Source organism: Alishewanella jeotgali KCTC 22429, assembly GCF_000245735.1.
Taxonomy (GTDB): Bacteria; Pseudomonadota; Gammaproteobacteria; order Enterobacterales; family Alteromonadaceae; genus Alishewanella; species Alishewanella jeotgali.
Genome location: NZ_AHTH01000057.1, coordinates 1 through 2,621, shown reverse-complemented (window position 1 = coordinate 2,621; position 2,621 = coordinate 1). Strand labels below are relative to the sequence as shown.

Here is a 2,621-nt window from a genome sequence, read left to right as displayed (position 1 = left end):
ATATTTTCACGCATGGCGATCACTTAATAACATTCAAGCCGATCAGTTAATAACATCCATGCCGATCACACAATAACATCCCATACCGATCACTTTTTGCCACTCATGGTAAAGTGCGATCGGCATCAATGTTATTACGTGACTTTTCTCTCCCGCTTCGTTAAACCCGTACTTTCTATCTGTTATTGCTGAGGAAAGTACATGTCTGCGAGGCCCATTTCTGTGAGAAAACTAAAAGAAATTCTGCGTTGCAAGTATCAGGGGAAGCTGACACATCGTCAGATTGCCCTTAGCCTCACTATCTCGGCGAGCACCGTCTCCTATTATGTGAATCGGGCGGCACAGCTGGGTATCACTGACTGGCCACTGGCTCCAATATGGGATGATGCCACGCTCGAGCGTGCTTTCCTTAAAACAGTTGTTGTGCATAAAACCCAGCATAAACCGCTGCCTAACTGGGCGGGTGTCTATCAGGAACTCAAAACCCCTGGCCGTAAAGGCGTCACCTTAGAGCTGCTGTGGCAGGAGTATGCTGAACGAAGCCCTGAACAGCACTACAGTTACAACCACTTCTGCCGTCTTTATAAAGAGTGGGCAGCCGTATTGCAGCCCTCTATGCGACAAACGCACCTTGCGGGTGAAAAGCTGTTTGTTGATTACTGCGGCCAAACCATGCCGATAGTTGACCCTGATACCGGTGAAATTACCTGTCGTGCGCAGATCTTCGTAGCAGTACTGGGCGCATCTAATTATACCTTCGCCGAAGCCACGCGTTCACAGCAGTTGGAAGATTGGATCATGAGCCATAAACGGGCCTTTGAGTTCTTCGGTGGCGTACCGCAATTAGTAGTACCCGATTGCTTAAAAAGTGCGGTCAGCGTGGCTCGCAATACTGATCCGGATCTCAATCCCACCTATCAAATGCTGGCAGCCCACTTCGGCACTGCCATCATGCCTGCCAGGCCACGTAAACCCAAAGATAAATCCAAGGCTGAAGTCGGTGTGCAGGTGGTCACGCGCTGGATCCTGGCGGTATTACGTCATGAGATCTTCCACAGCCTGGCGCATCTGAATCAACGTATCGCCGAGTTGCTTATAAAGCTCAATAAAAAGCCCTTCCAGAAGTTACCTGGTTGCCGGGCATCCCTGTTTAACGAGCTGGATGCACCGGCTTTACAACCGTTGCCCCGCTTCCCCTACGAGTACACCAAAATCCAACGGGTGCTGGCAGGTAAGGATTACCACGTTGATATCGAAAAGCATTATTACTCCGTGCCTTACGCCTTGGTTGGTAAGCGATTGGAGGCGCACATCAGAGCGCAAACCATCGTGATTTACCATCATGGGCAAGTGGTTGCAGAGCACCCGCGCAGCCACCGTAAAGGGCAGCATACCTGTGACATGGCACATATGCCCGATCACCATAAAGTGATGCTGGAATGGTCACCGGAGCGGCTCCTGAAATGGGCCGCTTCGATAGGTATTTATACACAGCAGTGGGTGCAAGAGACGTTAGCGCACGCGGCACATCCGGCGCTGGCAGTGCGTCCTTGCTTAAGTTTACTAGGGCAAAGTGAAACCTACAGCAAAGCGCGGTTGGAGGCGGCCTGTCTGCGTGGTCATCTGACCGGCGCTAACCGCTTGCACAACATCAGGGCCATCTTGAAAAACGGCCTGGAATATCAACCGGTGCAAACCGTGAAACATGATCCGCTAAAAGCGCTCGTACACGACAATGTGCACGGCGAAAGCTACTTCCACTAACAGATTACACGAGAAAACTTATGGAATTAAGAATCGAAGAGCAACTGAGCCTGCTGCGTTTAAGCGGTGTTAAGCAAGCCTTGGCAAAACAACAAGAGCAAACGATGCTCTATCAAGACATGAGCTTCGAAGAGCGCCTGCAGCTGTTACTCAGCCATGAGTTAGTACAGCGCGAGCAGCGCAAAATTAGCCGGTTAGAGAAGCAAGCCAGGTTCCGTTTAGGTGCACAGGTTGAGCAGATAGACTATCGCGCTAATCGAGGCTTTAACACATCGCAGATACGGGAGTTACTACAAGGCAACTGGCTTAAACATCAACAAAATCTGTTGTTAACCGGTGCTGCGGGATGTGGTAAGAGTTACCTGGCCTGTGCACTGGGCCGTTACTTTATCCGTCAGGGAATGGCGGTGCGCTATTACCGGTTAAAGACCTTATTAGAGGAGATGAGGTTGTCACAAGCAGATGGGAGCTATCCACGGTTACTCAACCAACTGAGTCAAGTTGCTATCTTGATCTTGGATGACTGGGGGATGGAAATGCTGGATGCGACCGAGCGTAGTAATTTACTGGAAGTGATAGACACGCGACATGGCAAGTTATCAACGGTGGTGGCAAGCCAATTACCGGTAGATAAATGGTATGGGATGATCGGAGAAGCCACCTTCGCCGAAGCGATCTTGGACAGGCTGATCCACAGAGCGATCAGGCTGCCTTTAACGGGTGAGTCGATGCGTAAGCAGCAGTCAAACTTGACGCATGCCGATCAAAACGAGTAAAAGTAAGTTGAAGTAAATGCGGGAAGAAAAAACCTGATCGGCATGATGTTATTGAGCGATCGGAATGATGTTATTAGCCAG

At 50.1% G+C, this 2,621-nt stretch carries 2 protein-coding genes; both read left to right on the top strand.

The features are described 5' to 3' along the window. The first annotated feature begins 201 nt into the window (after positions 1-201). A complete protein-coding gene (gene istA / locus AJE_RS17225) occupies positions 202-1,764 on the top strand; it encodes an IS21 family transposase (RefSeq protein ID WP_039928987.1) in 1,563 nt (520 codons plus the stop codon). 20 nt (positions 1,765-1,784) lie between these two features. Continuing rightward, complete coding sequence (gene istB, locus AJE_RS17220) at positions 1,785-2,540, top strand: IS21-like element helper ATPase IstB (RefSeq protein WP_008951922.1); 756 nt, start codon at positions 1,785-1,787, stop codon at positions 2,538-2,540. The last annotated feature ends 81 nt before the right edge of the window (positions 2,541-2,621 follow it).

Coding starts and splice junctions, on each gene's coding strand:
- istB (WP_008951922.1), top strand. CDS start 1,785: ATGGAATTAAGAATCGAAGAGCAACTGAGCCTGCTGCGTTTAAGCGGT.
- istA (WP_039928987.1), top strand. CDS start 202: ATGTCTGCGAGGCCCATTTCTGTGAGAAAACTAAAAGAAATTCTGCGT.